Here is a 26,971-nt window from a genome sequence, read left to right as displayed (position 1 = left end):
CGCCCGACGTTTGGTTTTGGGCGTCAACGTTGTCGCAGCCCGACTGGTTCGGGGTGACGATCGTTGGAGGCCGTTGTGCACGGAGTGCTTGTCGCCGATGACCAGGCCGACATGCGGCTCCTCGTCGGTGCCGTCCTCGAACATGCCCATGGCGAACTCGCCGTCGTCGGCGAAGCGACCACGGGAGCCGAAGCGCTCGACCAGTGGCGTGAGATCCACCCCGAGGTCGTGCTCCTCGACCAGCAGTTGCCGGATCAGACCGGCCTCCAAGTCGCCGAGGTGATCCTGCACGAGCAACCCGACCAGCGGATCTTTCTGTTCACCGCCGATCTCGACAGCGTGATCCGCGACGAAGCCGAACGCCTCGGCGTAGTCGCCGTCAGCAAGGCCGACATCTTCAAGCTGCCCGAGACACTCTCGGCGGAGTGGACGGCGTGAAGCGCCGCCTCACCACGCCGTTGGTCGTCGGTCTCCTGGTCCTCGCGGCCGCCACGCCGTCGTTCGTCGCGGCGCGCAACGCGCGGAACGATCGTGACCGCCGCGTCGCGCACGCACGCGCCGCGGCGGCCGCCGCGGCCGACCAGGCCAACCGGCGCGCCACCGCCCGACTGCTGCTCGCCGGCGCCGCCGCGATCGACGGCAACCAGATCGCGTCGGACACCGATCTCACCGCTACCCTGCTGCGCTTCGCGCCGGCCGGGCAGGTGATGGGCGTCGTGCGCACGACGGCGGCGACGTCGCTGCCGGTGGTTGCCGCGGTGCCCCCCGCATCTGCCCCCAAGGTCGTGGGGCTCGACTTCGCCCAACAGCCGGCGGTGCAGCTCGCCTTCGCCCTGGCGCGCGACGCCGGGGTGGCCAAGTCGGCACGCGGCCGGCTCGCCGACGGCTCGACCACCGTCGTCCAGGCTCAGGCGCTGTACGGCGGCGCCGACCCGCTCGACGTCGCGGGCCGCCGGCAGGCACTCGCCGGCTATCTCGTGTCGCTCAGCCCGCCGGTCGCCGCGCCGAAACCGGCCGCCCACACATCCGCGCTGCCGGTTTTGCCTCTCGTCGCCGGGTTGGGATTCGCCATCGCCATCGCCGTGATCGTCGGCCGCCGCGAGCGAGCCGTTCACCGCAGCGAAGCCGAGGCGGCCGCCCGCGCCGAGGAACTGGCTCTGATTGCCCGCATGGGACCGATGCTCCAGCAGAGCCTGACGCTGAGTGAGCTGCTGCCGTTGTTCGTCGTCGAGGTCGGCAACGAGTTCGACTTCGACGCGTGCTCGGTAAGCCTCGCCACCGAGACCGGCGAGCTCAGCCGGGTGTTCTCGATCGGGGCCGACCTGGGCGCCGACAGCACCGCCGAGACCGTCACCGATCGCGGACCGATCGCGGCGAACACCTACGTCCACATCGCCCTCGAGCGCAGCGGCCGCACCATCGGCGTCGTGCGCGCCCGACCGGTCAACGGCATGTCCGAGCGTCAGGTCGAAAGCCTCGTCGCGGCCTGCACGCTGCTCTCCGCCGCCCTCGGCAACGCCCAGCTCTTCGAGAACGAGCAGCGCATGGTGGCGCGCCTGCGCGACGTCGACGCCATGAAAATCGCCTTCGTCGGGTCGGTCAGCCACGAACTGCGCACCTCCGCGACGGCCATCGAAGGTTTCGCCGGGCTGCTCGACAACGACCGACTGGCGCCGGACGATCCGCGACGCGCCGACTACATCCAGCGCATCCGCCGCAACGCCCGCTCCCTCGGACTGCTCATCGAAGACCTACTCGACTTCGCCCGGATGGAGCGGGGATCGGGGCCGGTCCTCAAGCGCGTCGATCTCACCAAGGTCGTCCCCGAAGTCGTCGATCAGCTGTCGCCGGTTCTCGGCGACCGCCCGATCAGCGTCGTCGTCACCCCCGACGTAGCGGTGAACGGCGACCTGTCGATGGTCGAGCGCATCCTGGCCAACCTGCTGACGAACGCCGCCAAGTACACGCCGCCGAACTCGCCGATCGAAGTGGGTCTCGGGATCGAAGACGGGGCCGCGGTTCTCGCCGTGGTCGACCACGGCGGCGGCATTGCGCCCGAGGAACGCGAGAACGTGTTCCGCCTCTTCTACCGCGTCGACGACGAGTCCTTGCGGGCGACACGCGGGATCGGCATCGGCCTCGCACTGGTCAAGCAACTCGTCGAGCAGATGCACGGCGAGGTCCGTATCAACGAAACGCCTCAGGGCGGCGCGACGTTCCGGGTGACGCTGCCGCTGTTCCATGAAGCGAAGGAAGCTGCACAGGAGGGAGACGAGACATGGCCTCACGCCGTGACCGCGTAATCGCGGTGTTCGCCGCCGTGATCGTGGTCGCGTTGGCCGCGTCGGTGGTGACCGCAGTACTCAGCGCGGAGCGCAACGGGCGTCACGCCCTCGAGCGCCTGCAACTGGCGCAACTCGAACAGTTCGCCCGCGTCTTCGACAGTGCATTCGCGCCGGCGCTGGCCTCGACCGCGGGACTGACCAACCCGGTGACGGGCGCGACCTGGCACCTGACGCCGTCCGATACGTCCGACGCCACCGGTCTGGAGCAGCTCCAAGCGGCGCAGCCGACGGCGCGCACCGGCATGTACCTGGTCGACGCGCACGGCGTCGTCACCGACGGCACGCTCCTCGCCGATCCGGGCGTGGTCGGCACCAAGGTGGACCGCGCCGGCCTCGACAAGGTGCTCGCCGGAACGCCGCTGGTGCTGGCGACATCGCGGGCCAGCCTGACGACGCCGCTGCCGACCATCGCCATCGCGCGCCCCATCCGCGCGAGTGCGACGGGTCCCGTCGTCGGCGCGCTGGTGCAGGAGTCCGATGTCGCCAAGGACTCGGCGTTCAACGGCTTCATTGCCGGCTTCCACCGCGCCAAGACCGACGAGTACTCCTTCGTCGACAGCACGGGCACGGTCATCTCGTCGACCAACGTGAACATCGTCGGCAAGCGCGCCGACGCGTCGCTGCTGCGAACGAGTTCCGACTTCCACCGCAAGGGCGCGTGGATCACCGCCAGCGCACCGATTCCGAGCGTCGGCTGGCACGCCACCTTCCGGCAGACGACCAAGGAGTTCGAGGGCGACCTGACGGCGCCGTTGCGCTCGGCGCTGTTGTTGCTGATGGGCGTCGCCCTGATCGGCGGCATCGTCACGTTCTTTACGTTGTTCTCCCGCCTGCAGGCGGCGCGGCGTGAACAGGCCCGCCTGGCCGAGATCAGCGCGGCGCACGAGGAGTTCATCAGCATCGTGTCACACGAGCTGCGCACGCCCGCCACCGGACAGCTCGGCTTCCTGCAAACACTGATCGACCACTGGGAGGCGATGAAGGACGACGACCGCCGTCACGCGTTGTCGCAGGCGTACGCCAACGCCCGCCGGCTGCACGCGCTTAGCCGCGACGTCTTGAACACCGCCAGCATCGAAGCCGGCGAGCTGGCGTATGCGTTCGAAACGCTCGACCTGGCGGCGGCGGCGCAGGTTGCCGTCGACGGCGTGCTCAATCCCGAGCGCGAACTCGTCGTCACCGCCGAGGCGACCGACAGCGAGGTGCGCGCCGATCCCGAGCGCATCCAGCAGGTGCTGGCCAACATGCTCGACAACGCCATCAAGAACTCACCTGTCGGCAGCCGCATCGACGTGCACGTCACGACGGTTGGGGGCGAGGCCGTCGTGGAGGTGAGCGACCGCGGGCTTGGTCTCAGCGACGACGAGATCGAGCGGTCGTTCGAGAAGTTCAGCCGGGGGCGCCACGCCAACGTCACCGGCACGGGTCTCGGTCTGTATATCTGCCGCAAGATCATCACGTCCCACGGTGGCCGGATCTGGGCGCAACGCCGGGCGGGTGGTGGCGCCACGGTCGCCTTCGCGCTCCCGCTCGCGCACGCGGCCGAATCCACGGTGGCGAAGTCGGCATGAGCCCGCGCCGCGTCGTGCTGGTGGACAACGACGAGGCGGTGCTCGGCCTGCTGCAACTCGACCTCGGCCTCGAGGGCCACGAGATCGTGGGGACGGCCACCAGCGGGGAGACCGGGCTGCGCCTGTGCGCCGATCGGCGCCCCGACGTCCTCGTCGTCGACTTGCGGCTCGGGGCCGGGATCGACGGCGTCGACGTCGCCCGCCAAGTCCAGGGCGACGGGATGCAGGTGGTCGTCTACACGAACTACGTGACGCCCGATGTCGTGCGCGACGCCAAGGCAGCCGGCGCGATCCTTGTCGAGAAGGGCAATCTGTCGGCGCTGCGCCGCGCCGTGGCCGCCTGACTACGCGGCGCCCGCCACGTCGAGGATCAACGGGGCGAGGTTGAACAAATCGGACTTCGACACCGCGGCGCGGATGCCGAGTTCGGCCGCCCGCTGCGACACCTCGTCGCTCAGGTACGCGGTGAACAGCACGATCCGCAACGTCGGGTCATCGCGCAGCAGCTGCTCGGCGGCCTCGAGTCCGTTGAGATTCGGCATCATGTTGTCGAGCACGATCACGGTCGGCACCGGTGGTGGTCCGAGTTCGGCCACCGCTCGCAGGGCGTCGAGCCCGTCGACCGCCTCGCCGACGATGGTGATGTCGGCGCGCTCGAGCACGCGGCGCAGCAGCAGGCGCATGTCTTCGGCGTCGTCGACGATCAACGCGCTCACTGCCCCGGATTCCACCGGTACAAGCTAAGCCGTCCGTGGCTCAACCCGGGAATGCGAGCCGCCAGATCTTCTTCCACGTCGAGGTGAGCTGACCCGAAAAGCCCCGCGTGTTGTACGGCAGCCCGTAGCGCTCACAGATTGCTTGCACCTGCGGCGCCAGCTCCTGGTAGCGACTCGCCGGAAGGTCGGGGAAGAGGTGGTGCTCGATCTGATGGCTCAGGTTGCCCGACAGAACGTGAAACAGCTTGCTGCCGCGAATGTTCGCCGAGCCGAGCAACTGGCGGAAGTACCAGTGGCCCTTCGACTCGTTCTCGCATTCGTCGACGCTGAACTGGTGGGTGCCTTCGGGGAAATGCCCGCAAAAGATGATCGAGAACGACCACAGGTTGCGCACGAGGTTGGCGGTCGCGTTGGCCGCGAGCGTCGAGAGAAACAACGGACCGGTCAGCAGCGGGAACACGACGTAGTCGAGGCCGTCGAGCTTCGCCGACTTCTTCAGTCCGTCGCGCAGGATCGGCCACTGCGACTTCCAGGTCTTGTTGCCCTTCATCAACTGCTCGACCTCGACGTCGTGGAGCATCACGCCGTGGTCGAAGGCGAGCATGAGGGCGCTCGCCTTGAGCGGGTTGAGCAGGTCCCACGGCGTCCAGCGCTTCGACTCGCTCATGCGCAGCACGCCGTAGCCGATGTCGCGGTCCTTGCCGACCACGTTGGTAAACGTGTGGTGCAAGTAGTTGTGCGAGTGTTTCCACTGGTCGCCGGGGCACACGGTGTCCCAGTCGAACGTGGCGCTCGCCAGCGCCGGGTCGCGCGTCCAGTCGTACTGGCCGTGCATGACGTTGTGGCCGATCTCCATGTTGTCCAGGATCTTGGCCACGCCCAGTGCGCCGGCACCGTAGACCCAGGCGATGGGGCCGAGGCCGGGTACCGCCACGAGGAACAGGCTGGCGCGACCCGACACCGCAAGACTGCGCTGCACGCGGATGACGCGGCGCATGTAGTCGGCGTCGGCCTGGCCGCGGGTGGCGATCACGTTGTCGCGCAAGGCGTCGAGTTCGGCACCGAAGGCGTCGAGGTCGTCGTCGGTGAGGCCGAACGACGCGGCGGTCGCCCGGGTGCTGAGTTGAGGTTGGAGAACGGCAACCATTTCTTGAGACTCCTTAGAGATCGATTTCGACGTCGCCGACGGGCACGCTCACGCAGATGCGGACGTTCACGTCGGGGTCGCTGGTGAGTTCGCCGGTGACGACGTTGCGGACGGTGCCGCGAGCCAGCCGGCGAGGACAGGTGTGGCAGATGCCCATGCGGCATCCGTTCTGGGGCGTGAGGCCGGCAGCCTCGGCCTGCTCGAGCAGCGTGCGGCCGTCGCTTGCCACCTCGAGTTGGCTGCCGGCGAAGCAGACGGCGCCGCTGACGTCGCCCGCTTCGCCGACGAAGGCGGTGAGCGTGAACGCTTCCTGGTGGAAGCGCTGCGAGACGCCGGCGGCGTCGTAGTGCGCACGCACCGCGTCCATCATCGGGGCCGGGCCGCACACGAAGGCGTCGGCGTCGCGCCACTGCGGATCAGCGGCGTCGAGGTGCGCTTCGGTCAGCAGTTCGTTGTACGCCATGACGACGCGCACGTTCGGATGCGCAGCGGCGAGCGCCGCAATCTCGTCGCCGCACAGCACGCCCGTCGGCGACTGGTTGAAGTGCAGGAACGTGACGGCTCCAGCGTGGCCCTCGGCGCACAGCGTGCGCAGCATCGACAGCACCGGCGTGATGCCGCTGCCGCCGCTGACGAGCAGGGTGCGGGTCGGGCGCGCGTCGGGCAGCACGAACTCGCCGGCGGCGGGCGTCAAGCCGACGACCATTCCGGGCGCGGCGTTGGCCACGAGCCACCGGCTGACGAGGCCGTCGGGATGCGCCTTGATGCCTAGCTGGAAGCGGCGGTCGTCGCCGGCGACAGAGCACATGGAGTAGCAGCGGGTGTGGCGCACGCCGTCGATCTCGACCGACAGCTGCGTGTACTGGCCGGCGGCGAAACCCGTCCAGTTGCGGTTCGGCTCGATCGTCAGGAGGACGGAGTTCGTGGCCGAGCGGTCGACCGCCACGATGCGCCCATGGACGAGACCGCTGAGGGTCCGGCGGGCGAGCGATTCGGTGAACATATGTACACTGAATCAGATCGGTGCACATCTGTCAACTGAATGTGACATACTTCACAGGTGCCGAGTCCGCACCACCGCGCGTACTCGTCCCGGTCTCGGGACGAGAGCAAGGAACTCACGCGCAAGGCACTGCTGCGGGCCGCGCTGAAACTGCTGAGTCGCAACAGCTTCGACTCGATCAGCCTGCGCGAGGTCACCAAGGAAGCCGGCATCTCCCCGACCGCGTTCTACCGTCACTTCGACGACATGGAGGCGCTCGGCCTCGCCCTCGTCGATCAGTCCTTCGAGTCGCTGCACGCCATGCTGCGCGACGCGCGCGCCAACCCGAACCTCATCACCAACGCCATCGACGCGTCCGTCGAAGCCGTCGTGGCGGCGACCGAACGCAACAAGTTGCACTTCCGCTTCATCGCCCGCGAGCGTTACGGCGGCGTCAAGCGCATCCGGCGCGCGATCCGGCGTGAACTCGAGTTGTTCGCCGACGAGCTGATGGTCGACCTGGAGCAGTTCCCCTTCGTGCGCGACTGGACGGCGGAGGACCGGCGCATGCTGGCGTCGTCGATCGCCGAGACGATGATCCACATGGCGGCCGAGCTACTGGAAGCCGACGCCAAGGAGAGCGCCGAGATCATCGAGCGCTCGCGCAAGCAGTTGCTGTTGATCAACCTCGGGGTCCCCTCGTGGCGCGACGTGGTCGGCAACCCCGCGGTGGTCGACGAGATCGCTCGCCGCGGCTAGCCGGGGAGCTTGAAGGCGATGACGCCGCTGAGCGGACTCAGCGGGCTCTCGCCGATCGTGTCGCTGAACGCGTTCTGGAGTTGGTGGCCGAACGCTTTGAACTCGAGGTCCGACTCGCTGGTGCCGATAGCGACGTAGATCGAGTCGCCGACGACGACGGGCGCGCTCGACGGCGGCCCGGGGATCGGCCGCGACGCGAGCAGCGCGCCCGTGTTGGCGTTGAAAGCGTCGAGGCTGAACGTGACGGTGTCGGCCATCAGTACGACGCCGTTGCTGTAGGTGACCGCGCCGTACGACGGCGCCGTTATCGGAGCGCGCCACAGGACGTCGCCCGTCTGCTCGTCGATGGCGACGAGCGAGAACACGCGGGTGGGATCGGCGGCGAGGTTGGTGCTGAGCGAGCCGTGGTGGTCGTCGATCGGACGGGCGATCGGCGTATCGATGGCGACGGCGCCGAAGATGGCTGGACGGGAGGCACCGAGTCCTGCGGGCTTCACCCTGCCCACCGCGGTGGTACCGATGAACCCGCCGACGGCGAAGCCAGTGTTGAGGTGGCCCGCCTGACCGGCGTGCGACGCCCAAAGCAACTTCCCGGTGTGGAGGTCGAGCTTGTAGTACCAGCCGTCCTTGCCGCCTTCACCGACGGCGGCGCCGTTGTCGAGGATGTTGGGCGACGCGCCGAAGTCGTCGTCGAGGTCCTGGGGCGGGCGCGGGTGGTACTCCCACAGCCGCTGGCCGCTGCGGGCGTTGATGGCGAAGATGCCTTCGCGTCCGACCTCGCCGGCGGCCGCCGACTCCTTCGAGTGGTCGCAGTTGCCGGTGCCGAACACCACGACGCCGTCGTTCGGTCCCGTCGGCTGGAACGCCGGCGACGACCACACGTCACCGCAGCCCCAACCCGAACCCGAGTCTTCCGTCAACGAGTGGAGGACCGCGTGGCGCTCGGGGTCGAACTTGAACGCGAGGTCAAAGGCGTACGGCCGGCCGTGGCCGACGTCGGGGCGCAGCGTGAACGCCAGCATGCCGGCGCGCCCCACGTGGTCGTTGTTGTGCAGGTCGAAGCCGACGTAGATGCGATCGCCGTCGGCGAAGTGGGCGACGAGCGGTGAGGACTCGATCTCGACCTCGGGATGATCGCCGGCCTTGTCTTGCTTCGCCTTCAACTCGGGTGTCCGCGGGTCGACGTCGACCTTTGCGAGGAGCACCGGCCCGACGCGTCCGGGGGCCAGGGCATACAGGGTGCCGCCGCCGCCGAAGAGCAACACGGGCACCTTGCCGACGCCGGGCACGGCGAACGTGTCGACCGCCGCCGTCGACACGATGCGACCAAAGGCATTCTCGTGTGAGTCGTCGACCTTGAACGACCACAGCTGCTTGCCCGTCTTGGCCGACAGCGCGTGCAGCACGCCGTCCCAGGAGCCTTCGTACACGACGCCGTCGACGACCGTGGTCGACGCCGACATCGAGTCCTTGCCGTGGAAGTACCACTTGGGCACCATCAGCGCGGCGTTGGCCCGGTTGAGCTTGGTGCAGCGGCTCGGTGCGGCGAAGCTCAGGCTGGCGTCACGGCCGTAGCGGCTCCAGTTGCAAATCCGCGGCGGAGCGGCAACGGCGGGCGTGGACGGCAGCAGCGCCACCGCGAGTGCAGCAACGACCGCGCTGAGGCCACGACGCACTGCTCGGACTTTCGTCACATCCCCCCCCGGCCTGGCTTGATCTCGCACCGGACTTTACTCCGGCCGGCGGGCGCGCGACCTATCGCAACGCGGCGTAGCGGCGCAACGCGTCGGCCCGCTCGACGGCGTGGTCGACGATCGGCGCGGGGTAATCGTCGGTGCCGAACTCGGGCACCCACCGCCGAACGTAGGCCTCGTCGGGGTCGAAGCGAGCGGCCTGGCGGGTCGGACTGAACACGCGGAAGAACGGGGCAGCGTCGGTGCCCGTGCCGGCGGTCCACTGCCAACCGTGTTGGTTCGACGCGAGATCCCCGTCGACGAGGTGGTGCATGAAATGGCGGGCGCCGCGGCGCCAGTCGACGTGGAGATCCTTCACCAGGAAACTCGCCGTCGCCATGCGTACGCGATTGTGCATCCATCCTTCGGCGAGCAGTTGCCGCATGCCGGCGTCGATCAGCGGATAGCCCGTTCGGCCCGCCGCCCACGCGTCGAAGCGCGCGTCCGCGTTGGCACCGGTGTCGACCTCGAGGCCGCGCATCTTCGCCTGCAGCGTCTCGCGAGCGCTGCGCGGTCGATGGAACAACACGTCGGCGTAGAACTCGCGCCAGCACAACTCGTCGGTGAACACACGGTGGGCGTCGGTGCCGTCGAGCCGGGCGAGCAACTGCCGCGGATGGAGAGCGCCGAACTTGAGATACGGCGAGAGACGACTGGTGGCGTCGAGGTCAGGACGGTCGCGCTGGGTGTCATAGCGCGCCAGGTGCCGATCCCAGAACGCCCGCGCCGCCTGCTTGGCCGCCGCCTCCCCGGCGGCAGGCAGGGTGGCGTCGGTGTGCGGGTCGTCCGGGATGCCGTCGCTGGCGACGCCGGTCACCCACTGCGGCACCCGCGGCGCTTTGCGCGGCGCCGGCCACCCGGCAGCGCGCCAGGCACGCTTGAACGGCGTGAACACTTTGTACGGCTCGCCGCTGCCGTTGCGCACCGTCCCCGGCGCGACGGCATAAGGACTCGAAACGAGATGCAGCGGCAGCGCCATCGCGGCGCGAACGCGGTCATCTCGCGCCGCGCCGTACGGCGCGAAGTCAGCGGTTGCGTAGACCGCGTCGGCGCCGACTTCGCGGGCGAGCGCCGGCACGACGGCGACGGGATCGCCGCGGCGCACCACCAGCGCATGGTCGAGCGACGCGTCGAGGGCGCGCAGGCTCCGCAGGAGGAACGCCACGCGATTGCACCCCGCGGGCCGCAGCAGCGCGTCGTCGAGGCAGAAGAACGGAACGACGCTGCCGGCGCGCGCTGCTTCGACGAGCGCGGGGTTGTCGGCGAGTCGCAGATCGCGGCGGAACCACATGATCGTCGTCGGCACCAGCGCAACCTATTTCGCCTCGCTGTGCGCAAACCGAAACGGCGGCGAAACATGCGGGCACCACTTTGAGAGGGTGGCGTCTGGACTCCTCGACGGTTTCGCGGTCGGCGTGACCGCCGATCGGCGCGCCGAGGAGCAGATCGAGCTGCTGCACCGTCACGGTGCCCGCGCCCTCCACGGCCCGACGCTGCGGACCCTCCCCCTTGTCGCCGACGCCGCTCTGCGGGCGAACACCGAGGCTCTCCTGCGCGACCCGCCGGCGCTCGTGCTCGCCAATACCGCGCTGGGCATCCGGTCATGGTTGTCGGCGTGTGAGAGTTGGGGTCTCGGTGCCGACGTCGCCGACGTCCTGCGCGCCAGCGAGATCGTGGCTCGCGGCCCCAAGGCCGCCGGTTCGCTCGTGACCATCGGCTGCGACGTGGCGTGGCGCAGCCCATCGGGACGCCTGTCCGAAGTGATCGCCCACCTACTCGACCGGCCGTTGACCGGTGTACGGGTCGCGTCGCAAAGAGACGGCTCCGACGCGGACCGCGCGGCGCTCGCCCTGCGCGCCGCCGGAGCCGACGTCGTCGAGATCGGTACATATCGCTGGGAACGGCCGGAGGACGAAGCGCCTGCCGCCCGGCTGCTCGACGCCGTGGTCGACCAGTCGTTGGATGCAGTGACGTTCACCAGCGCGGCGGCGGTCGGCAACTTCTTCGCCCTCGCGGCGGATCGCCATCAAACCGACGCCGTACGTGCCGCGTGCACCCACGGGGTGATTCCGGTGTGCGTCGGACCCGTCACCCAGGAGGCCGCGGTGGCCCATGGCCTGCCCGCGGCGATTGCACCGACACGACCACTGCTGGGGGCGATGGTCAATACGGTGGTCGACGCCGTGGCGCGGCGACGCGTCCGCGTCGACCTCGCCGACCACGCGCTCGAAGTCGCCGGGACGCTCGCGATCGTGGGCGGGCGTCGCGTCGAACTCACCGCCCGCGAAGCCGCGGTGCTGCGGGTGTTGGCCCAGCGCGCGGGTGTCGTCGTCTCGAAGCGGGCGTTACTCGACGCGGTGTGGCGTGACGAAGTGGTCGACCAACACGCGCTCGAAGTCGTCGTGAGTCGCCTGCGGCGCCAACTCGGCCCCGCTGGCTCCTCGTTGCGCACCGTGATCCGGCGCGGCTACATGCTCGCGGCGCGTTAACCCGACGTTACGAGGACCGCACACACGGGCCGCGACAACGTTCGGCGCTTGGCGCGCGCCGTTCACGGCAAGGCAACGGTTCGGAATTGCTCGTCCCGTTGAATGCGTCCCATGAGCCGATGGATCGATCACTGGGACCCCGAAGACGCCGCGTTCTGGAACAGCACCGGGAAGCGGATCGCGCGCAAGAACCTGATGCTGTCGATGTTCGCCGAACACCTCGGCTTCTCCGTCTGGGTGTTGTGGACCATCGTCGTGCTCAACCTCGGTAACGCCGGCTTCAAGCTGTCGCTGTCCGAGTTGTTCACGCTCACCCTCGCGCCGAACGCCATCGGCTCGTTGTTGCGCCTGCCCTACACGCTCGCCGTGCCGCGCTTCGGCGGGCGAGCGTGGACGACGCTGTCGGCCGCGCTGCTGTTCATCCCCACGCTGCTGCTGGCGATCGTCGTGCCTAGCGGGTGGCTGCTCCACCAGTCGCACGGCGCCCAGTTCTGGATCCTGCTGGCGTGCGCCGCGACCGCGGGTGTCGGCGGCGGCAACTTTTCGTCGTCGATGGCCAACATCTCGTTCTTCTACCCGGAGAAAGAGAAGGGCTTTGCCCTCGGCCTCAACGCGGCGGGCGGCAACCTCGGTGTGTCGGTGGCCCAGTTGCTCGTGCCCCTCGCCGTCATCGTCGGCGTGCCGGCCGCGGCGGTGAAGCTGCAACCGCACAAGGTGCACCTCGCCCACGCCGGGCTGATTTGGCTGCCCTTCATCGCCGTCGCCGTCGTGGCGTCGTATCTGTACATGGACAGCCTCACCCAGGCGAAGTCGGACACCGGGCCGCTCAAGGCGTCCCTGAAGCACGGTCACGCCTGGATCATGTCGATCCTCTACGTCGGCACGTTCGGATCCTTCATCGGTTTCTCGTTCGCCCTGCCGCTCGTGATCAAGAACACGTTCCCCGAGTTCCTGGGCGCGCACCCGTTCATCGCGACGTACCTCGCGGGGCTTGGCTTCACCGGCGCAATGGTCGGCTCGCTGGCTCGGCCCCTGGGCGGCTGGATCGCCGACCGCATGGGCGGGGCGAAGGTGACACTGGGCGTGTTCGTCGGCATGGTGGCGGCGACGGCCACGGCGATCACCGGTGTACGGGGCCACAGCTTCGGCGTGTTCTTCTTCTCGTTCCAGGTGCTGTTCCTGCTCAGCGGCATCGGCAACGGCTCGACCTACAAGATGATCCCGTCGATCTACCAGGCGCTCGGCCGGCGTCGTTCGGAGGACGCGGCCACCGCCCTCGACTTCAAGCGCCAAGCTGCCGCGGTCATCGGCGTGATCGGCGCGATCGGCGCCTTCGGCGGCGTGCTCATCCAGATGGTGCTGCGCCAGGCGAGCCTCCACGTGTCGGCGCTGGTGACGGCCGCGGCGACACCCGCCGACAAACTCGCCATCGCCGCCCAACACGCCGACTGGTCGGTTCCGGCGCTGATGGTGTTCCTCGGGTCCTACGTCGTATTCGCCGGCCTCACATGGGCGGTGTACGTGCGGGGTGAGATGGCCCACGAGATCGCGCCAAAGCGACTCGCCGCGGTGCCGGCGTGACCTCACGGCTCCGCGTCGTCGTCGCCGGCAACGGCATGGTTGGTCACAAGTTCGTGGAAACCGTGCTCGACCGCGACGGCGGAGCGGGCGTCGAGATGATCGTCATCGGCGAGGAGACGCGCGTCGCCTACGACCGCGTCGGACTCAGCGCCTACATGACGGGCACGACGGCCGAGGAACTCTCGCTCGTCGCCCCCGGTGATTACGACCCGGTCAACCTGCACCTCGCGGAGCAGGTGATCGCGGTCGACCGTGCGGCCAAGAGCGTCGCAACCGACTGCGGCAACACCATCGCCTACGACGCCCTGGTCCTGGCGACGGGGTCGGCGCCGTTCGTGCCGCCGATCGACGGGCGCGACCGTCCGGGTTGCTTCGTGTACCGCACGCTCGACGACCTCGAGGCGATTCGCAGCTATGCCGCGGGTCGTGGCGTCGGCGCCGTGATCGGCGGTGGGCTGCTCGGCCTCGAAGCCGCGAATGCTCTGCGCTTGCTGGGCCTCGACACGCACGTCATGGAGTTCGCGCCGCGGCTGATGCCTCTGCAAGTCGACGATGGCGGCGGCGCCACGCTGCGTTCGCACGTCGAAGCATTGGGCATCATCGTGCACACGTCATGCGCCACCGAGCAGATCCTCGGCGGTGATGACGGCGGCGTCGCTGCCCTCCGCTTCGCCGACGGCGCGACGCTCGACGTCGACATCGTCGTCTTCTCCGCCGGCATTCGGCCACGCGACGAGTTGGCACGGGCGTGCGGGCTCGATGTCGGCGAGCGCGGCGGCATCGTCGTCGATGCCGGCTGCCGCACGACGGATCCGGCGATCTACGCCATCGGCGAGTGCGCCCTCGCCGACAATCGGATCTGGGGCCTCGTGGCCCCCGGCTACGAAATGGCCCGCGTTGCCGCCGACCGCGTCCTGGGCGGCGAGGCGACGTTCGACGGTGGTGACCTCTCCACCAAGTTGAAGCTCATGGGCGTCGACGTCGCGTCGTTCGGCGACACCTTCGCTACCGGCGAGGGCGCCCGCGCCATCACCTACGACGACCCCGTCAACAAGGTCTACAAACGCCTCGTCGTCGACGATGCCGGCACGTCAGTACGCGGCGGGGTGTTCGTCGGCGACGCGTCCGCCTACCAGCTGCTGTTGCAGATGAGCCGCGGCGACCTGCCGACGCCGGAACACCCCGAGCAACTCATCTTTCCCGCCGCCGACAGCGACCGCGCCGTCGTCGGTGTCGGCGCTCTGGCCGAGACGGCAACGGTGTGTTCGTGCAACAACGTGACGAAGGCGACGATCTGTGGCGCCGTGCGCGACGGTGGGTGCACCGACGTGCGCGAGATCAAGGCGGCGACGAAGGCGGGCGCCACGTGTGGTGGCTGCGTGCCGATCGTGACCGAGTTGCTCAAGGACGAGCTGCGCCAGGCCGGCGTCGAGGTGCGCAACGACTTGTGCGAGCACTTCGCCTACTCGCGCCAGGAGTTGTTCGACATCGTGCGCGTGCACCGCATCGTGTCGTTCTCCGAGTTGCTGGCGGGCCACGGTACGGGGCACGGCTGCGAGATCTGCAAGCCGGCGGTGGCGTCGATGCTGGCATCGCTCGGCGGCGGCTACATCCTCGACGGCGAGCAGGCCGCGCTCCAGGACACCAACGACCACTTCCTCGCCAACTTGCAGCGCGACGGCACGTACTCGGTCGTGCCACGCGTGCCCGGCGGCGAGATCACGCCCGACCAGCTGATCACCATCGGGGAAGTCGCCAAGGAGTTCGGGCTGTACACGAAAATCACCGGCGGCCAGCGCATCGACTTGTTCGGCGCCCGCGTCGACGACCTGCCCACGATCTGGTCGCGCCTCATCGACGCCGGCATGGAGTCGGGCCACGCCTACGGCAAGGCGCTGCGGACGGTGAAGAGCTGCGTCGGCTCAACGTGGTGCCGTTTCGGGGTGCAGGACTCGACCGCGATGGCGATTCGCCTCGAGCTGCGATACCGCGGACTGCGGGCGCCGCACAAGATCAAGTCGGCGGTCTCGGGCTGCACGCGGGAATGCGCCGAAGCGCAGAGCAAGGACTTCGGCGTCATCGCCACCGAACGCGGCTGGAACCTCTACGTCGGCGGCAACGGCGGCATGCGTCCCCGTCACGCCGACCTGTTCGCCGAGGACCTCGACGACGACACGCTCGTCGCCTACATCGACCGCTTCTTGATGTTCTACATCCGCACCGCCGATCGCCTCGAGCGCACGGCGACCTGGCTCGACAAGCTCGACGGCGGTCTCGACTACCTCCGCCGCGTCGTGATCGACGACTGCCTCGGCATCGCGGCGGAACTCGAGGCCGAGATGGAACAGCACGTCGCCGCCTACGAGTGTGAGTGGAAGGCAACCGTTCGCGACCCGCAGCGGGTCGCCCGATTCAGGAGCTTCATCAACGCATGACCGACCTGCTGTTGACGACATGGACCGACGTGTGCGGTCTCGACGATCTCATTCCCGGCCGCGGCGTCGCCGCCCTTGTCGGCGGCGAACAGGTGGCGGTGTTCCGCTGGGACGACGACACCGTTTTCGCGTTGTCGAACTACGACCCGTTCTCAGGGGCCAACGTGTTGTCGCGGGGCATCGTGGGTTCGCGGGGCGACGCGCCCAAGGTGAGCTCGCCGGTGTACAAGCAGAGCTTCGACCTGCGCACCGGTGCGTGTTTCGACGACGCCACCGTGCACCTCACGACGTTCCCGACGCGCGTCGTCGGCGGGCGCATCGAGATCGGAGCGCGTTGACGCTGCTGTCGTCCATTGACACACCGGAGGCGACGCCCGTCGACCGCTGGCTGGCCGAACAGGCCGACCTGACCGCCGTCGAACGCTTCGCCCAGCGCCACGAAGCCGACGCGGAACACGCGCAGGCGCGTTACTACCGCGACCTGCTGCCGACTGCGTCACCTCAAGCCGGGCAGCAGTACGCGTTTCGTGTCGACCTCGACGCCTGCACCGGGTGCAAGGCGTGCGTGGTGGCGTGCCACTCGCTCAACGGTCTCGACGAGGACGAAGCGTGGCGCCGCGTCACCCGCGTCGACGGCGAGCGCGGAGGCGTGGCGACGCAGCAGACGGTGACCGCCGCCTGCCATCACTGCGTCGACCCGGCGTGCATGCGCGGCTGTCCGGTCAACGCCTACGAGAAGGACCCCGTCACCGGCATCGTCCGGCATCTCGACGACCAGTGCATCGGCTGCTCCTATTGCACCCTGACGTGCCCGTACGAGGTGCCGACGTTCAACCACCGCCTCGGCATCGTGCGCAAGTGCGACATGTGCAGCGGGCGCCTCGCCGAGGGCGAAGCCCCGGCCTGCGTGCAGGGTTGTCCGAATCAGGCGATCTCGATCACGATCGTCGACTCCGCGGACGTCGTCGACGGGCTGTCGACGACGCAGTACGTGACCGCCAAACCGACTTTGTGTATTCCCGTGCGCGCTGGGGTGCACTCAGATACACAAAGTCGCAAGGAGGGGCACCCGGCGCTCGCCGTCATGCTCGTGCTCACGCAGCTGTCCGTGGGCGCGTTCGTGACCGAACTGTTCCTTGGCCGGCGCAGCGTCGTCGACAGTTCCCTCATCGCCGCCGTGGGGCTGCTGGCGTTGAGCGCGTCGGTGTTTCACCTCGGACGACCGCGATACGCGTACCGCGCGCTGCTCGGGCTGCGAACGTCGTGGCTGTCGCGGGAGATCCTCGCCTTCGGCGTCTTCATGCCGTTGGCAATTGCCTACGCAGTGAAGCCGGCCCTGGCGCTGAGCCTCGCCGCCGCGGGCGCCGGCGTCGCCGGCGTGCTGTGTTCGGTGCTCATCTACGCGACGACCCCGCGGTGGGGTTTCGCTCACGTGGGCGCGCGGTTCTTCGGCGGGGCCGCGATCGCGGGCCTGGCCACGGTCGCGCTGATCGTGTCGCCGTGGTCGCTTCCGCTCTTCGCCGCGGTGATAACGCTGCAGATGCGCGAACGACTGCGCTTCTTCACCCGATGACAGGCAAGCTCACACGCGAACTCGCCCGCGTGCCCGGCGGCTTCGGCCTCGGCCAGGTGCCGGCAGCCGGCAAGCCAACGGCGGTCACCTCGATGGTGTGCGGCTTCTGCTCGACAGGGTGCTCGCTCGACGTCCACCTGCGCGAGGGCCAGGCGGTGAACATCACGCCCACGACGAAGTATCCGGTCAACCTCGGGATGGCGTGCCCCAAGGGCTGGGAAGCGCTGACGCCGCTGCGCGCATCCGACCGAGGGACGACGCCGCTGTGGCGCGATCATCGCGGCAAGCTCCAGCCCATCGGCTGGGACGCGGCCATCACGACGTTCGTCGACCGCTTCGGGGCGATCCTCGACGCGTACGGCCCTGAGTCGGTGGCCTTCCTCTCGACCGGCCAGATCCCGACAGAAGAGATGGCCTTCCTCGGCGCGCTCGCCAAGTTCGGGATGGGCCTGGTCCACGGCGACGGCAACACGCGCCAGTGCATGGCCACCTCCGTGGTGGCGTACAAGGAGTCGTTCGGCTTCGACGCTCCGCCGTACACCTACGCCGACTTCGAAGAGTCCGACGTGATCGTGCTCGTCGGCTCGAACCTGTGCATCGCGCATCCGATCATGTGGGAGCGCGTGTGCCGCAACCCGCACGCACCCGAGATCATCGTCGTCGACCCGCGCACGACCGAGACCGCGGCGGCGGCCACGCAGCACTACGCCATCACACCGAAGTCGGACCTCGCCTTCCTGTACGCAGTGGCGCACGTCCTCGTGCGCGAGGGCTGGGTGGATCACGGCTACATCGACGCCCACACAAACGAGTTCGACGCGTTCGCCGCGTTCGTGGCCGACTTCGCGCCCGAGCACGTGGCGGCGACCGCCGGCCTCGAGGCCACCGATATCGAGCGCTTGGCGCGCACGATCCACGACGGCGAGCGCGTGTCGTTCTGGTGGACGATGGGCGTCAACCAGGGTCACGAGTCGACGCGCACCGCGCAGGCCATCGTGAACCTCGCGCTGATGACGGGCAACATCGGGCGGCCGGGGACCGGCGCCAACTCCATCACGGGCCAGTGCAACGCCATGGGCTCACGGCTGTTCAGCAACACGACGAACCTGCTCGGTGGTCGCGACTTCGCCAACCCCGACGCCCGCGCCGACGTGGCCGACATCCTCGGCATCGACGTGAGCCGCATCCCCGACCGCCCGTCGCTCGCCTACGACCAGATCGTCGAGCGCGTCCTCGATGGCAAGATCAAAGGCCTGTGGATCATTGCCACGAACGCCGCGCACTCGTGGATCTACCAGGACATGATGCGTTTCGGGTTCGACAAGCTCGACTTCCTCGTCGTGCAGGACATGTACCCCACGACCGAAACCGCGGAGTGCGCTGACCTGTATTTGCCGGCCGCCGGCTGGGGGGAGAAGGAAGGCACCTTCATCAACTCCGAGCGCCGCGTCGGCATCATCAAGCGGGTCGCCGCCGCACCCGGCGACGCGCTCTCCGACTTCGCCATCTTCCGCCTGATCGCCGACGCCTGGGGCTGCGGCGATCTCTTCGCCGAATGGCAAACGCCCGAGGACGTCTTCGGGATCATCCAGCGCCTCTCGGCCGGTCGACCGTGCGACATCACGGGCATCGACGGATACGACGCCGTCGACCGCTGCGGCGGCGTGCAGTGGCCCTTCCCGCGCGGCGCGGTGGTCGAAGCGACCGACGAGCGCCGCCTGTTCGAAGACGGCCGTTTCTTCCACGCCGATGGCCGGGCGCGCTTCGTGTTCGAGGCCCCGCGTCCTGTGGCCGAACCCGTCGACGACGACTACCCGCTGTTCCTGCTCACCGGCCGCGGCGGCTCGAGCCAATGGCACACCCAGACCCGCACGGCGAAGTCGGCGGTGCTGCGCTCGCTGAGCGACATGGAGCCCTACGTGGAGCTGGCGCCCGACGACGCGCGCCGGCGACGGATCGGAGACGGCGACTCCGTCGTCGTCGTGTCGCGGCGCGGGTCGATGCAGGCGCAAGCCCGTGTGACGCCGACGGTGCGCGCCGGGCAGGTGTTCGTGCCGATGCACTACGTGGCGACGAACAAGCTGACCAACGCGTCGTTCGATCCCTACTCGCGCCAGCCTTCGTACAAAAGTGGCGCGGTGGACGTGCGCCGGGCCCGCCGATGATCACGCTGCGCCGCCGCGCCGCCGTACCCGACCGCATCGCCACCGCGCCCGCGGCCTATGTGGCCGTGCACGACCGCGCCGATCTGGCGCGCCACGCCGCGCTGCTCGACCCGCTGCCACGCGCCGGCGAAGTGCGCGTCGCCACCACCCCAGCGCGCCGACGCGGTGCGTGGAACCTCGACATCGCGGCCCGCGACCGCCCGGGCCTGCTGGCCCGGACGACCGGCGTACTCGCGGCGCACGGCATCGGCGTGCTTCAGGCGGTCGTCGCCACGTGGGACGACGGCGCCGCGCTCCAGAGCTTCGTCGTCGACCGTCACGGCGCTCCCGGAGCCGACGAGTTCGCCCGGGCCCTCGACCGGCCGTATCTGCCGACGTCCGTTGCCATCGCCAGCGTGACCTTCGACAACGACGCATCGCCGGCCTATACGGCGTGCGAGGTCGTCGCCGCCGACCAGCCGGGGCTGCTGCACGCCATCGCGACGGTCTTCGCCGACGCCGGCGTCGACGTCCATGCCGCGTCCGTCGACACCGTCGGGGGACGGGCGCGCGACCGCTTCGATCTCAGCGTTGCCGCCGGCGGGAAACTGTCGCCCGCATGGCACGCCGCCATCGCGCGGGCGCTGGGGTTCTAGCTACCGACGCACGACGCCCCGGGCGACCCCGACGAGTTCGCGGGCTTCGGATACCCGCAGCGCCGAGACACCGGCGACGTAGACGACGATGCCGACGAGCACGCCGACCGCGGTCGTCATCAGCGCACCGCGGCCCGAAGTCACGTGGCGGATCGCGACCACCGCGGCGCCCATTACAGCGCAGGCGACGAAGACCCGCACGGCGGTGACGACCGTGTGCATGCGCACGACGCCGCCGACGCGGCGGCGCAACGCGGCCAGCGCCAACACGGCGGCGAGCGTGTACGCCAGCGCGATCGCGGCGGTGAGCCCGGCGACACCGAAGTGTGGATCCAAGGCGAGCGCGGCGACGACGGTGAGCACGTTCTGCACCACGTTCAACGCGAAGGGCGTACGCGTGTCGCTCAGGGCGTAGAAGCCGCGCAGCGTGTAGAGGTACACCGAGAAGCCGGGGAGGCCGGCGGCGAGGGTCACGAGCAGGTGCGCGGTGAGCGACGTCGAACCGCTGGAGAAAGCGCCGCGTTGCAGCAGCGTCGTGATCAGCGGCCGCGCCAGCACCACGTAGCCGGTCGCCGCCGGTGCGACCACCACGAGCAGCAGGCGCAGCCCGCCGTCGAAGCGATCGCGCCATGCCTGCCACTCGCCCCGCGTCGCCCGCCGCGCCAGCTCCGGCGTGATCGTCGTCATCAGCGACACCGCCAACAGCCCGTGCGGCAGCTGGAAGAACACGAAGGCACCCTGGTAGGCGGCGACCCCGCCGGCGTGGCGGTTGGCGAGCACGAGGATCACCCACAGCGACGCCTGGTTGGCCACGGCGTAGCCAATCGTCCACCCCGAGAGCCGGAACACCTTCGCCACCGCCGGGTGGCGCCAGCTCGTCGACAGGCGCACGCGCCCGCTGCGGTGTACCGCCACTGCGATCGGGATCGCCATCGACGCGACCGCGGCGGTCGTGCCGAGCCCGAGCAGCAGCGCCAGCCCGCGATCGTGGGCTACCTGCTGCAGCGTCGGCGTGCCGCTCGCGACGTGACGCACCCAGAGGAACAGCGCGACCTCGACGAGGTTGGCGAGCGCGGGCGCGAACGCCGGCACGTTGAAGCGCCGGCGCGCGTGCAGTAGCGCCGTCGCGATCGCGATCAGGCCGTAGAAGAAGACCTGCGGCATGAACATGCGCAGCAGGCCGTTGGCGACGTGACGTTGCAGATGGGCGGTGGCGCCGGGCGCCTCCGCCGTCAGCAGCCGGATGATCAGCGGCGCCACCAAGAGCCCGACCGCGGTCAGCGCCACCAACGCGACGATGCTCACGAACACGACCGCGCCGATGCCTTCGGCGTCGTCGTCCTCGAGCCGCTCGACGAAGACGGGCACGAGCGTCGCCGACAGCACGCCGCCGAGCAGCAACTCGTAGACCATGTTCGGCGTCGTGTTGGCCAGGTTGTAGGTGTCGGTAAGGCGGGTGAAGCCGAGGGCGTAGGCGACCGCCGCGAGCGCCAAGAACCCCGTAACGCGCGACAACCCCGTCCCCACGGCGACGAGCGCGCTGGAGCGGATGACGCCCTGGGTGCCCTCGCCGTCGGGCGCGTCGACGGGGACGGTCATGCCTGCTCCGGATGGCGGCGGCGCAGCGACGCCCAGACCGACACGTTGTAGCCGAGGCTGCGACGGGCGAACCTCGACAGCACGAGGTTGCGCACCGCGATCGCCGCCGCGTTGGCGATAGCAGCCCCGACGATGCCGAGCCACGGGATGAGCACGATGTAGCCGACGACGGTGAGCGCGGCGGTGGCGCCGAACACCTTCGCCGCGGTGTTCTGGCGACCGGTGAGGTTCATGAGCCAGCCGACGGGCCCCGAGCTGACGCTGACCAGCTGCCCGAGCGCGATCCAGATCAGCACCCAGCGCCCGGCGATGAACGCGTGGCCGAAGACACTGAGGATCGGGTTGGCGAACAGGAACATCAGCGCGGTCAGGGCCACGGACGGGAAGAAGATCCAACGCACCGACGTGAGCGCGAGGTCCTGCAGCTCGTCCTCGCGGTTGGCCCAGTACAGATGTGAGATGCGCGGGCTGACGATGGCGGCCATCGACGACTGACCGATCTGGGCGAGGTTGCCGGCGCGCATGGCGACGGCGTAGATACCCGCTTCCTTGGCGCCGAGGAAGATGCCGACCATCACGACGTCGAGTCGCGTGAACACGATCGACACCACGTTGGACAGGAAGATCGGCGCCGTCACCTTCGTCCAGGCGCGGTACTCGTAAGCCGCGGGCGCGGCGTGCACCTCAGCGGGTATCGCCGCGTGCAACCACACGCCCTGCAACGCCAGCGCGGCGACGTAGGAGCCGAGCATGATGGCGACGGCCATCGAGGCCGACACGTGCACGCCGAATAGCAGCGCGCCGAGCGCCAATGCGATCGCGACGATCGGTTGGAACACGAGCCACGGGAAGAACGCCCGGAAGATGAGCCGGTAGGCCTGCAGGATCGTCTCCTGCATCTCGATGAGCCCGGCGGTGGGGATGATCCACAACGCCAGCACCATGGCGACCGACGCCGGTGTGCGTCCCTGGACCGCCAGAATCGCGACCGAGCCGATGACGGCGGCCGCACCGCCGAGGAACACCGGGAGCTGGCGGCTCGTGCGGATGACGCCTTTGACCTCGGGCCAGTCCTCGGCGGCGGAATGCTCGGCCACGAAGCGCAGCCCGCTGCTCGCCATCGAGAGGTGGCTGATCCCGCCGCCGATCCGGGCCCAGTTCGTGACGTAGGTGAACACGCCGAAGTCGTCGACGCCGAGCGTGCGGGCGAAGACGATGTTCGTGACGTAATTGAGCACGACGGCGCTCGCCTGCAACACGAACGACGTCGATGCGCCGCGTCCGAGGAAACGACCGATCGAAAGTGGCGCTTCGCCGTCGGATTGTTTCGAATCTGTTTCAGCCACGTGAACGTCCGTGAAGAAGCCCGTCGCGATCCTTACGCCGTTCTGACGCCGATGTAACACTCCGACGAAACGGACGGAGGACATCATGTGGCGTAGACGTATTTTTGGCGTCGTCGCGATCGTGCTGCTGGCGCTGGGCGCAACGGCGGGCACTGCTTTCGCGGCGAACGGGGATCACAACGGCACCCATACTGGCAATGACGCGTCGGTATCGACGTCATTCACCGGCGGGCACACGCCCACGATCGAGAAGATCGCCGACCAGGTCGAGCAGAACCGGATCGCCATCAACCTTGTCTGGTTGACGGTCGGTGGCGTGCTGGTGCTGTTCATGCAGGCGGGCTTCGCCCTCGTCGAGACCGGCTTCACGCAAGCCAAAAACGCCAGCCACACCATGATGATGAACATGGTCATCTTCGCGTTGGGGGTGATCGGCTGGTACGTGTGCGGCTACGCATTCATGTTCGGATCCGTCGACGTCAGAGGGATACTCGGCATCACGTCACTCGGCGCGCCGTGGCACATCGGCGCCTGGAACATCCTGAGCCACCACGGCTTCTTCCTCGGCGGCAACTCCTATGACGTTTCGATCCTGGGCTTCTTCTTCTTCCAGCTCGTGTTCATGGATGCGACCGCCACGATTCCGACCGGCGCCATGGCGGAGCGCTGGAAGTTCTCGAGCTTCTGCGTGTGGGGGCTGTTCGCCTCGATGATCCTGTATCCCGTCTACGGCAACTGGGTCTGGGGCGGTGGCTGGCTGAGCCAGATCGGCGCGATGGGCCCGAAGCTCGGCCACGGCGCCGTCGACTTCGCCGGCTCGGGCGTCGTGCACGCCATGGGCGGCGTGGCCGCCTTCTGGGGCGCCAAGATGCTCGGGCCCCGCATCGGCAAGTTCGACAAGGACGGCAAGCCCCGCGCCATCCCGGGTCACCACCTGCCGATGGCCATCCTCGGCACCTTCATCCTCCTCGTCGGTTGGATGGGCTTCAACGGTGCGTCGACCTTCGCCGGCACCGACTTCCGCTTCACCGCCGTGATCGTCAACACGATCCTGGCCTCGGCGACGGGTTGCATAGCGGCGATGCTCGTGATGTGGCGTGTCTTCGGCAAGCCCGACCCGTCGATGACGGCCAACGGGCTGCTCGCCGGCCTCGTGGCCATCACCGCCCCGTGCGCCTTCGTCGCCCCCTGGGGCGCCTGCGTCATCGGCGCCGTGGCCGGTTGCCTCGTCGTCGGTGTCGTCGTGTTCGTCGAGCGTGTGCTCAAGGTCGACGACCCGGTGGGTGCGGTCGCGGTGCACGGCGCCAACGGTTTGTGGGGCCTCATCGCCGTCGGCCTGTTCGCCGACGGCTCGTACGGCGCCGGCCTCAACGGAGTCGCCTCGCCGGTGAAGGGACTCTTCTACGGCAGCGCCGGCCAGCTCGGCGCCCAGCTCATCGACGTGGTCACCCTCGTCGTGTGGTGCTCGATCGCCTGCATCATCTTCTTCAAGATCCTCGAGAAGACGGTCGGGTTCCGCTCGAAGGAAGAGCACGAGATCGCCGGTCTCGACCTGCCGGAAATGGGGGCGCTGGCCTATCCCGACTTCCTCGAAGCGCAGGGACCAGTGTTTGCTCCCGTCGGAAACGCGTCGGTGGCCACGTCGGCCAAGGCGCTGCGTGAAGAGGTGGCCGGTTAATGAAGCGCATCGAAGCTGTCATCCGCCCCGACCGATTCGACAACGTCGCCGAGCAGTTGAAGGAGGCCGGGTTTGCCGGCTTCACCATCGCCGACGTGCGGGGCCACGGTCAGTCGCCCGAGAAGGTGGGTGAGTGGCGCGGCCAGACCTATGAGCTCGCCGTCACCCACAAGCTCCAGGTGACCGTCATCGTCGAGGACGACGAGGTCGTCGGCGCGGTGGAAGCGATCGTGACCGGTGCCTACACCGGCAACCTCGGCGACGGGCTGATCACGGTCTCGGACGTGGTCGCGGTCTACAACATCCGCAACGGCCTGCCCTCGAAGACCACGTAGTCCCACGATGTGACCGCTGCCATAGCGCCGCGGTACCCGGGCATGGTCTCCTGCGATCGTGCGTTTCCGGGGGCGGATCAACGCGTGCATTGCTGGTGTCGTCGCGGCGGTCGTGCTGGCCGCGCCGGCGCCGGCGCACGCCACCAGCAGCGAGTTCCGCGCGAGCTATGACGCGTCGGTACCGCTTGAGGCGCACGTCGCCATCGAGCGCGCGCTGACGCACTGGAGCGCGCTTGTCAGCACGCCGGTGCCCGTCGTCGTCGCCGTGCACTGGGGCGACCTTCCGCCACTGGTCGCGGCGGCGAGCGACCACCTGCGTCTCGTGCGCGCCGCACCCGACGGTGACCTCGAACCGGTCGCGCTGGCCGACGCGTTGAGCGGGCGCGACCTGCGCGACGGGCGGCCCGACGTTTCGATCACCTTCAGCACGCGCGAGCGCTGGCAATTCGACCCCGACACGCCGGCACCGCCCGGCTACGTCGACCTCGAAACATTCGCTCTGCACGAGATCGGTCACGGACTCGGATTATTCGCGTCGTTTCACGACGCCGGCGACGGCCAGGTCGCGTGGGGGCGTTTCGGTGACGACGGCAGCGGCTTCGGCGCCGTCGCCATGGACCGGTTCCTCGTCGACGGGCGCAGCGGCGCACCGCTGCTCGACAAGTCGGCGTTCCCGAGTCCGTCGGCCGCGCTACGCGTCGCGGTGACGAGCGGCGCGGTCGTCTGGGGCGGCCCCGCGCGCGACGCCGGTGGCCGCCGCATCCGGATCGAGTCGCGGTCGCAATGGAACTACCACTGCAGCCTGGCTCACCTCGCGGAAGTCGCTTACTCGCCCGGGAGTCCCGACGCGTTGATGACCACGACGATCCGCCGCGGCGAGACGATCCACCAAGTCGGTCCCGCGGCGCTCGGCATCCTCCACGACCTCGGCTGGACGGTGCACCTCGACGCCGATACGCCACCACCTCCGCCACCCCCACCGCTGCCGGCGCCGCCGGTCGCGGTGGTCGCGCCGGTCGCGGTGACGCTGCCCTCGCCCACGCCCGCGAACCCACCAACCCAGACGGCGGCCGCTGACGACGCGTCACGCGAAGTGTTCGGCCTCGGCGTGGTGGTGGCATTCGCCTTCGGGTTCCGCCGACGCCTCCGGTAAGCCACCACCCGGCAATCCCGCGGTAACCCCCGGTTGTGGAGCCTCGCGGTAAAATTGTGCGCCCGTGACCTTTGAAGCTGGTTCGTAATGGCACTGGGCCGCCGCAAGGCGACCGAGCGCCCTGCGCTCGATGAGCCGAGCGCGCCCACGACCCAGTCGGCGGCGCCATCCGCGGGCGCCGGATCGGCCATCGCCAACCTTTTGGTGCAGCGCGGCCTTATTTCCACCGAGCAGCTGGAGGCGGCGAAGGAACGTCAGGGCACTTCGGGCAAAGCGCTCAGCGATGTGCTCGTCGAGATGGGAGCGATCGCCGAGCGCGACGTCGTAGCCGCCGTCGGCGAACAGCTCGGCGTGCCCTTCGCCGACCTACGACGCGAGGCGCCCGACGCCGAAGTCGTCTCGCTGCTGAAGGAAGCCACGGCGCGCGAACTGCTCGTCATCCCGCTGCACCGCGGCGAGGACAACACGGTGATCGTCGCCGCCGCGGACCCGTCGCCGGAAACCGCGAACAAGCTGCGCACGGCGATGAAGACGGCGGTGACGCTGCACATCGCGCCGTCGTCCGACATCGAACGCGCCATCAACAACGCGTATCGCGCGCTCGACTCCGTCGGCCGTCTCGTCGAAGCGTTCGAAGCCGCCGAGTCGTCGCGTCACAAGACGGCGACGACGGCCGACGTCATGCCCGACGACGCGCCCGTCGTGCGCATCGTCAACATGCTCATCAGT

Annotated in this window: 23 protein-coding genes; 16 read left to right on the top strand and 7 right to left on the bottom strand. The window is 69.0% G+C overall.

Annotated elements, in window-relative coordinates:
- Positions 1 to 75: 75 nt before the first annotated feature.
- Genes VHC63_13160 through VHC63_13145 form a run of 4 tightly spaced genes read left to right on the top strand, consistent with a single transcriptional unit; the run spans position 76 to position 4,260 of the window.
- Positions 76 to 438 (top strand): response regulator transcription factor, encoded by a 363-nt coding sequence (locus VHC63_13160; GenBank protein HVV37552.1) that lies wholly within the window; start codon positions 76 to 78, stop codon positions 436 to 438.
- On the top strand, positions 435 to 2,303 hold the full coding sequence (locus VHC63_13155; protein ID HVV37551.1) for an ATP-binding protein: 1,869 nt from the start codon (positions 435 to 437) through the stop codon (positions 2,301 to 2,303). Before VHC63_13160 ends, VHC63_13155 begins: the two co-directional genes overlap by 4 nt.
- Positions 2,279 to 3,916 (top strand): ATP-binding protein, encoded by a 1,638-nt coding sequence (locus tag VHC63_13150; GenBank protein ID HVV37550.1) that lies wholly within the window; start codon positions 2,279 to 2,281, stop codon positions 3,914 to 3,916. Before VHC63_13155 ends, VHC63_13150 begins: the two co-directional genes overlap by 25 nt.
- Complete coding sequence (locus tag VHC63_13145) at positions 3,913 to 4,260, top strand: response regulator (protein ID HVV37549.1); 348 nt, start codon at positions 3,913 to 3,915, stop codon at positions 4,258 to 4,260. Before VHC63_13150 ends, VHC63_13145 begins: the two co-directional genes overlap by 4 nt.
- Here VHC63_13145 and VHC63_13140 read toward each other — a convergent pair whose 3' ends face one another.
- From VHC63_13140 to VHC63_13130, 3 genes are read right to left on the bottom strand one after another with little or no spacing between them, the layout of a single operon-like run.
- Entirely contained in the window at positions 4,261 to 4,647 is a 387-nt protein-coding gene (locus VHC63_13140) for a response regulator transcription factor (protein HVV37548.1), read from the bottom strand. It abuts the gene before it with no gap.
- A 25-nt stretch (positions 4,648 to 4,672) separates the two neighbouring features.
- Positions 4,673 to 5,779 (bottom strand): acyl-CoA desaturase, encoded by a 1,107-nt coding sequence (locus VHC63_13135; protein HVV37547.1) that lies wholly within the window; start codon positions 5,777 to 5,779, stop codon positions 4,673 to 4,675.
- Between the two features lie 13 nt (positions 5,780 to 5,792).
- Positions 5,793 to 6,782, bottom strand: a complete 990-nt coding sequence (locus tag VHC63_13130) for a ferredoxin reductase (GenBank protein HVV37546.1) — start codon at positions 6,780 to 6,782, stop codon at positions 5,793 to 5,795.
- Positions 6,783 to 6,839: 57 nt separating this feature from the next.
- On the opposite strand from VHC63_13130, the gene VHC63_13125 reads away from it, so the two are divergent.
- Positions 6,840 to 7,520: a TetR family transcriptional regulator gene (locus VHC63_13125; protein ID HVV37545.1), complete on the top strand. Its 681-nt coding sequence runs from the start codon at positions 6,840 to 6,842 to the stop codon at positions 7,518 to 7,520.
- Here VHC63_13125 and VHC63_13120 read toward each other — a convergent pair.
- Both VHC63_13120 and VHC63_13115 read right to left on the bottom strand, forming a co-directional pair.
- Positions 7,517 to 9,196, bottom strand: coding sequence for a PQQ-binding-like beta-propeller repeat protein (locus VHC63_13120; GenBank protein HVV37544.1), 1,680 nt, complete (start codon positions 9,194 to 9,196; stop codon positions 7,517 to 7,519). The two genes, VHC63_13125 and VHC63_13120, sit on opposite strands and share 4 nt — an antisense overlap.
- A 79-nt stretch (positions 9,197 to 9,275) precedes the next feature.
- Complete coding sequence (locus tag VHC63_13115; GenBank protein ID HVV37543.1) at positions 9,276 to 10,559, bottom strand: deoxyribodipyrimidine photo-lyase; 1,284 nt, start codon at positions 10,557 to 10,559, stop codon at positions 9,276 to 9,278.
- Positions 10,560 to 10,632: 73 nt separating this feature from the next.
- Here VHC63_13115 and VHC63_13110 point away from each other — a divergent pair, with 73 nt between their 5' ends.
- From VHC63_13110 to VHC63_13080, 7 genes are all read left to right on the top strand, one after another.
- Positions 10,633 to 11,742, top strand: coding sequence for a uroporphyrinogen-III synthase (locus tag VHC63_13110; GenBank protein HVV37542.1), 1,110 nt, complete (start codon positions 10,633 to 10,635; stop codon positions 11,740 to 11,742).
- A 111-nt stretch (positions 11,743 to 11,853) separates the two neighbouring features.
- On the top strand, positions 11,854 to 13,323 hold the full coding sequence (locus VHC63_13105) for a nitrate/nitrite transporter (GenBank protein ID HVV37541.1): 1,470 nt from the start codon (positions 11,854 to 11,856) through the stop codon (positions 13,321 to 13,323).
- Positions 13,320 to 15,758, top strand: a complete 2,439-nt coding sequence (gene nirB / locus VHC63_13100) for a nitrite reductase large subunit NirB (GenBank protein HVV37540.1) — start codon at positions 13,320 to 13,322, stop codon at positions 15,756 to 15,758. Before VHC63_13105 ends, nirB begins: the two co-directional genes overlap by 4 nt.
- Positions 15,755 to 16,096: a nitrite reductase small subunit NirD gene (nirD, locus tag VHC63_13095; protein HVV37539.1), complete on the top strand. Its 342-nt coding sequence runs from the start codon at positions 15,755 to 15,757 to the stop codon at positions 16,094 to 16,096. The genes nirB and nirD overlap by 4 nt, the downstream gene beginning before the upstream one ends.
- Entirely contained in the window at positions 16,093 to 17,331 is a 1,239-nt protein-coding gene (locus VHC63_13090; GenBank protein ID HVV37538.1) for a DmsC/YnfH family molybdoenzyme membrane anchor subunit, read from the top strand. Before nirD ends, VHC63_13090 begins: the two co-directional genes overlap by 4 nt.
- Positions 17,328 to 19,496 (top strand): molybdopterin-dependent oxidoreductase, encoded by a 2,169-nt coding sequence (locus tag VHC63_13085; GenBank protein HVV37537.1) that lies wholly within the window; start codon positions 17,328 to 17,330, stop codon positions 19,494 to 19,496. The genes VHC63_13090 and VHC63_13085 overlap by 4 nt, the downstream gene beginning before the upstream one ends.
- A complete protein-coding gene (locus VHC63_13080) occupies positions 19,493 to 20,131 on the top strand; it encodes an ACT domain-containing protein (GenBank protein HVV37536.1) in 639 nt (212 codons plus the stop codon). Before VHC63_13085 ends, VHC63_13080 begins: the two co-directional genes overlap by 4 nt.
- On the opposite strand, the gene murJ is transcribed toward VHC63_13080, so the two are convergent.
- On the bottom strand, positions 20,132 to 21,730 hold the full coding sequence (gene murJ / locus VHC63_13075) for a murein biosynthesis integral membrane protein MurJ (protein ID HVV37535.1): 1,599 nt from the start codon (positions 21,728 to 21,730) through the stop codon (positions 20,132 to 20,134).
- Positions 21,727 to 23,076 carry a polysaccharide biosynthesis C-terminal domain-containing protein gene (locus VHC63_13070; protein ID HVV37534.1) on the bottom strand — a complete coding sequence of 450 codons (1,350 nt, stop codon included), beginning with the start codon at positions 23,074 to 23,076 and terminating at the stop codon, positions 21,727 to 21,729. The genes murJ and VHC63_13070 overlap by 4 nt, the downstream gene beginning before the upstream one ends.
- Before the next feature lie 85 nt (positions 23,077 to 23,161).
- Between VHC63_13070 and amt the strand changes: the two genes are divergently transcribed.
- The 4 genes from amt to VHC63_13050 all read left to right on the top strand — a co-directional run.
- Positions 23,162 to 24,754 (top strand): ammonium transporter, encoded by a 1,593-nt coding sequence (amt, locus tag VHC63_13065; protein ID HVV37533.1) that lies wholly within the window; start codon positions 23,162 to 23,164, stop codon positions 24,752 to 24,754.
- On the top strand, positions 24,754 to 25,089 hold the full coding sequence (locus VHC63_13060) for a P-II family nitrogen regulator (GenBank protein HVV37532.1): 336 nt from the start codon (positions 24,754 to 24,756) through the stop codon (positions 25,087 to 25,089). Before amt ends, VHC63_13060 begins: the two co-directional genes overlap by 1 nt.
- Before the next feature lie 58 nt (positions 25,090 to 25,147).
- Positions 25,148 to 26,242: a hypothetical protein gene (locus tag VHC63_13055; GenBank protein ID HVV37531.1), complete on the top strand. Its 1,095-nt coding sequence runs from the start codon at positions 25,148 to 25,150 to the stop codon at positions 26,240 to 26,242.
- An 87-nt stretch (positions 26,243 to 26,329) separates the two neighbouring features.
- Positions 26,330 to 26,971 (top strand): hypothetical protein (locus VHC63_13050; GenBank protein HVV37530.1); only part of this gene is annotated, 642 nt, incomplete at its 3' end.

This window comes from Acidimicrobiales bacterium (genome assembly GCA_035546775.1).
Lineage (GTDB): Bacteria > Actinomycetota > Acidimicrobiia > Acidimicrobiales > JACCXE01 > JACCXE01.
Note: the sequence above shows the minus strand (reverse complement) of the source record. Positions and strands in the feature narration are given on the sequence as shown.